Origin of the sequence: Micromonospora sp. NPDC049580 (assembly GCF_040675595.1) — a bacterium.
GTDB lineage: Bacteria > Actinomycetota > Actinomycetes > Mycobacteriales > Micromonosporaceae > Micromonospora.
Map to the genome: position 1 here is coordinate 50,575 of NZ_JBFAPG010000002.1, position 5,170 is coordinate 55,744.

Annotated in this window: 4 protein-coding genes and 1 pseudogene; 4 read left to right on the plus strand and 1 reads right to left on the minus strand. The window is 72.1% G+C overall.

Features of this window, described 5'->3' with window-relative positions:
• Positions 1-731 precede the first annotated feature (731 nt).
• A complete protein-coding gene (locus AB0J68_RS00445) occupies positions 732-941 on the minus strand; it encodes a PspC domain-containing protein (RefSeq protein ID WP_007454856.1) in 210 nt (69 codons plus the stop codon).
• Between the two features lie 574 nt (positions 942-1,515).
• On the opposite strand from AB0J68_RS00445, the gene AB0J68_RS00450 reads away from it, so the two are divergent.
• The 4 genes and pseudogenes from AB0J68_RS00450 to AB0J68_RS00465 all read left to right on the plus strand — a co-directional run.
• The gene (locus AB0J68_RS00450) at positions 1,516-2,886 is read left to right on the plus strand and encodes an L-serine ammonia-lyase (protein WP_363935182.1); all 1,371 of its coding nucleotides are present in this window, start codon (positions 1,516-1,518) and stop codon (positions 2,884-2,886) included.
• 72 nt (positions 2,887-2,958) lie between these two features.
• On the plus strand, positions 2,959-3,786 hold the full coding sequence (locus AB0J68_RS00455) for an ABC transporter permease (protein ID WP_355066676.1): 828 nt from the start codon (positions 2,959-2,961) through the stop codon (positions 3,784-3,786).
• Position 3,787: 1 nt separating this feature from the next.
• Positions 3,788-4,534 carry an ABC transporter ATP-binding protein gene (locus AB0J68_RS00460; protein WP_354863304.1) on the plus strand — a complete coding sequence of 249 codons (747 nt, stop codon included), beginning with the start codon at positions 3,788-3,790 and terminating at the stop codon, positions 4,532-4,534.
• Between the two features lie 41 nt (positions 4,535-4,575).
• Positions 4,576-5,170: pseudogene (locus AB0J68_RS00465) on the plus strand (CDP-alcohol phosphatidyltransferase family protein); the annotation flags it as partial.

Sequence of the window (5,170 nt, forward strand, 5' to 3'; positions counted from 1 at the left end):
CCTGCTCCTCGCTGCTCGCTGCTCGGTGCCCGCACCGACCCGGGCCGCGTTGCTGTGGCTGCCTCCGCGCCGTGCTCGTCCTGCGTCCCCGCTGGCAGGTCGGCAATTACCCGTGCACGCCGCTCGTCGGCGTCGGCCAGGGCGATTTGTCGGGTCCGCGCCATCCTCTGGCTGCGGTATGAGCAGATCTTGGACAGTTTCCGTCAGCAGCTAACGGAAACTGTCCAAGATCTCGGAGTGGAGGGCCGGTTGGGCGCGTGACGCCGACGCGGTCACGCCCTGCGGTCAGGGTTTCTGCGGGGCATGACTTGCGGCGAGTCCGGGTTGTGCCGCTGGTTGCGCCCGCCCGCCGGACCGACCACCACCGCCGCGACTTTCGCGCGGGCCACCAGCACCACCGCCGGGCTGTGCGTCACCGCCGGGTCGTGCGCTACCGCGGGGCCGCGCGCTACCGCTGGGCTGTGCGTCACCGCTGGGCTGTGCGTCACCGCCGGGTCGTGCGCTACCGCCGGGTTGTGCGTCACTGCTGGGCCGCGCGCTACCGCTGGGCTGTGCGTCACCGCGGGGCTGTGCGCTACCGCGGGGCCGCGCGCTGCCACTCGATCGCGCGCCACCAGCGATTCGTGCCCGCCCGAGATTCGCGCCATGTCCAGGAGCGGGGTGGCTGGAGGCCACCACATCGTCGACGTGGTGGCCTCCAGACTGCGCTGCGCTGTGCTGTGCGGGGGTGGTCAGTGGCCGGTGGAGGCGAGGTAGCGGTCCTCGTTCGGCATGAGGATCCAGAGGATCAGGTAGACGATCACCTGGGTGCCGGGCAGCAGCAGTGACAGCAGGAACAGCAGCCGGACCATCCCGGCGGACATGCCGAACCGCTGACCGAGGCCGGCGCAGACACCGGCGAGCATGCGCCCCTGGCGGGGCCGAACCAGTTTGCGACTCATCGTCGTACTCCCACTCTGCGGCGGTGCGCCGCGTCTGCAATCCACGGTAGAAAGGGGTGGCCGTCCTGCCCTCGGTCCCGAGGAGGATCAGCGGTCCATGGACCCGTAGGTACTTACCCGTGCGGCCCCGCTCGACGCCTCCGGCCCGCGCTCCCCGCGCGTAGGCCCCGCGCCCGCGCCCCGCCGGCAGCCCGCGCTCCCCGCACGCAAGCCCCGCGCTCCCCGTGCGTAGGCCCCGCGCCCGCGCTCCGCCGGCAGCCCGCGCCGGTCAAGGTCGTGCTCGATCCTGGATGTAGTGGCTTTCCGCCACTCGCGAGGCCACTACAACAAGGATCGAGCGTGATCATGAAGGCTGCGCGAAGGTGGCGGACGAGCGGCCGGCGGGAGGCGGCCGGGTGGCCCCGCCGCCGTGCTCGGTTGAGGGGTGAGCTGGGCGGGTAGGCTCGCAGGTCGGGCACCCACACCCCGGGTGACCGGCGGCCACCCGACCGGGCGGCCACGAGCGGGGCTGCCGGACCGGCGGCCACGACCGGGCGGATCCCGTACGACGGGACGACGCCGAGGAAGCGCAGCCATGATCAGTGTTTTCGACCTCTTCAGCGTCGGCATCGGGCCGTCCAGCTCGCACACGGTCGGGCCGATGCGGGCCGCCCGTACGTTCGTGGCCGGGCTCAAGGCCGACGGGCTGCTCACCGAGACGGCGCGGGTGCAGGCCGAGCTGTTCGGTTCGCTGGGCGCGACCGGGCACGGGCACGGAAGCGACCGGGCGGTGCTGCTGGGGCTGGCCGGCGAGGCGCCGGAGACGGTCGACACCGACACCGTCGGTCCTCGGGTCGAGCGGATCCGCGCCGAGCGGCGGATCAGTCTGCTGGGTGCGCACGAGATCGACTTCGATCCGGACCGGGACCTGACGCTGCACCGTCGCCGGTCGCTGCCGTACCACCCGAACGGGATGACCTTCGTGGCCTTCGACGCGGCCGGGGAGCAGGTCCGGGCCCGCAGCTACTACTCCGTCGGCGGTGGCTTCGTGGTGGACGAGGCGGCGGCGGGCGCGGACCGCATCAAGCCGGACAGCACGCGGGTGCGATACCCGTTCCTGACCGGGGCGCAGCTCCTCGAGGTCACCACCCGCACCGGGCTGTCGATCAGCGAGGTGATGCTCGCCAACGAGCGCTCGTGGCGCAGCGAGGCGGAGATCCGGGCCGGCCTGCTGGAGATCTGGCGGGTCATGCGGGAGTGCGTGCAGCGCGGCTATGAGCGGGACGGCGTACTCCCTGGTGGGTTGAAGGTTCGGCGGCGCGCGGCGGAGCTGCGGCGCGGCCTGGAGGCGGACGCCGGGACGGCCGACCCGCTGCACGCGATGGACTGGGTGACGCTGTTCGCGCTCGCGGTCAACGAGGAGAACGCGGCGGGCGGCCGGGTGGTCACCGCGCCGACGAACGGCGCGGCGGGGATCATCCCGGCGGTGCTGCACTACTACGCCCGGTTCGTGCCCGGCGCCGACGACGACGGCGTGGTGCGGTTCCTGCTGGCGGCCGGCGCGATCGGCGTGCTGTTCAAGGAGAACGCGTCGATCTCCGGCGCGGAGGTCGGCTGTCAGGGTGAGGTCGGCTCGGCCTGCTCGATGGCGGCGGCGGGGCTGGCCGAGGTGCTCGGTGGCACTCCCGAACAGGTGGAGAACGCCGCCGAGATCGGGATGGAGCACAACCTCGGGTTGACCTGTGACCCGGTGGGTGGCCTGGTGCAGATCCCCTGCATCGAGCGGAACGCGGTGGCTAGCATCAAGGCGATCACGGCCGCCCGGTTGGCCCTGCGCGGCGACGGCGTGCACAAGGTGTCGCTGGACAAGGTCATCAAGACCATGCGGGAGACGGGCGCCGACATGAAGGTCAAGTACAAGGAGACGGCGCGGGGCGGTCTGGCCGTCAACGTGATCGAGTGCTGAACCCCGCCGATTCGGGGCATTCGTTCACCGACTGCTAACCTGGCGTCCGTTTTCAGGAGGCGGGAGGCTGCGGTGACCTCTGGCGTCGCGGCCCTGTGGTCGCACCGCAACTCGCTGCGCATCCTGGTCCGACGGGATCTGGCGGTCAAGTACCAGCAGTCGGTGCTGGGTTACTTCTGGTCGCTGATCGAGCCACTCGGCATGGGCGCCATCTACTGGTTCGTCTTCGGGGTGCTCTACTCCCGCGACACCGGTCGGCACCTCGGCGAGGCGGCCGGGTCGTACCCGTTGTTCCTGATCACCGGGATCTTCGCCTGGATGTGGGCCAGTTCGGCGTTGAGCGAGGCCACCAACGCCCTGACCGGCCAGTCCCGGCTGATCACCACGATGAACGTGCCGCGGCAGGTGTTCCCGATCGGCCGGGTCACCGGTCGGTTCGCCGAGTACGCGGCCGGCCTGCCGATCCTGATCGGTATCGCGGTGATCTACGCGGCGCGCGGCAAGATCCACCCCGGCTGGTCGCTGCTCGCCCTGCCGCTCGCGGTGGCGGTGCAGGCGGTGCTGCTGATCGGGCTGGCCCTGCTGTTGTCCGCGTGGAACGTGCTGATGCGCGACGTGGAGCGGTTCCTGCGGCTGATCATCCGGGTGCTGTTCTACGCCACGCCGATCATCTATCCGCTCAGCCTGGTCCGGGAGTCCGGCCTGCCGGGCTGGCTGAAGGTGGCGTACGAGCTGAACCCGCTGGTCGGGATCTTCCAGCTGCACCACGCGATCTGGTACCCGGACGAGTTCCCGGACACCCGCCTGCTCGCCACCACGGTCGTCGGCAGCCTGCTGGTGCTGGCCGCCGGTTGGTGGTCGTTCCGCCGGTTGGAACCCGCCGTGCTCAAGGAACTCTGACGTGGCCGCGCCGATCATCGAGGCGGACGGTCTGGGCATCCGGTTCGTCCGCAACCGGCGCCGCCAACTGCGGCTGCGCGAGCTGTTCATCCACCGGGGCGCCCGGGGCGCCCTGCCCGGCCAGTTCTGGCCGCTGCGCGACGTGTCGTTCACCGTCGAGCCGGGCGAGACCGTCGGGGTGATCGGCCGCAACGGCACCGGCAAGAGCACCCTGCTGCGGCTGATCGCCGGGGTGCTCATCCCCGACGAGGGCGACATCCGGGTGCACGGCGCGGTGGCGCCGCTGCTGGAGTTGTCCGCCGGCTTCTCCAACGACCTGACCGGGCGGGAGAACCTGCACCTGGTCGGTGGGCTGCACGGGCTGTCGACGAGCTACCTGAAGCGGCACTTCGACGAGATCGTCGAGTTCGCCGGTGAGCAGGTGGAACGGGCCATCGACACGTCGGTGCGGCACTACTCGTCGGGAATGAAGGTGCGGCTCGGCTTCGCGATCATCTCGCACCTGCCGCACCCGATCCTGCTGATGGACGAGGTGACCGCGGTCGGCGACGCGGAGTTCCGCAAGAAGTGTTACGCGACGATTGAACGTCTGCTCGGGGAGGGGCGCACGCTCGTGCTGGTGTCACACAACGAAAAGGACCTGACCCGGTTCTGCCGTCGGGGGTTGTACCTCGACGCGGGCCGGTTGACGCTCGACGGCACCATCGCCGAGGCGCTCGACGCGTACCACGCCGCGGTTCCGCGGTGACGCTCGCGATCGTGCTCGCCGCCGGGACGGCCGCGGCGAGCCTGCGCACCGCGTCCGGCGAGCCGCTGGCCGACCGACTCGCCGCCCAGCTGCGCCGGGCCGGGGCGGCCGACGTGCGCTTCGCCGCCACCCTCGACGAGCTGGCCGAGCTGGCCGACGCCGCCGACGGGCCGCTGCTGATCAGTGGCACCGACCTGGTGGCGCACACCGCCGTACTGCGGCACCTCGCCACCAGCCCGGTGGGACCGACCGTGGCACTGGTGCTGACCGACCCGCCGGTGCCCGGACGGACCGCCGTGCGCGAGGAGCGCGGCCAGATCGTCGACGCCGGCCCGCTGGACGCCCTCGACGGTGACGCGACCGGCGTGTTCGGTGGCGCGTTGCGCGTCGGCGTCGACGACCTGCCGACCCTGGCCGCCGCCGCGCGGGCCGCCGCCGTCGGCGCGCGACCCCTTGCCGCCCCGATCGGGCCGGCCGGTGACGTGTCGCCGCTGCCGGCGGGCGGGGGCGCCGGCCACGACGAGCCCGGGCCCGCCGTGGACCGGCTCGTCGCGGGTCTCGCGGCGCTCGGCACCCTGATCTACGCCCACACGGTACGCCACCTAGTCGCGCACCCCGTCGAGGACCCGGCCGCGC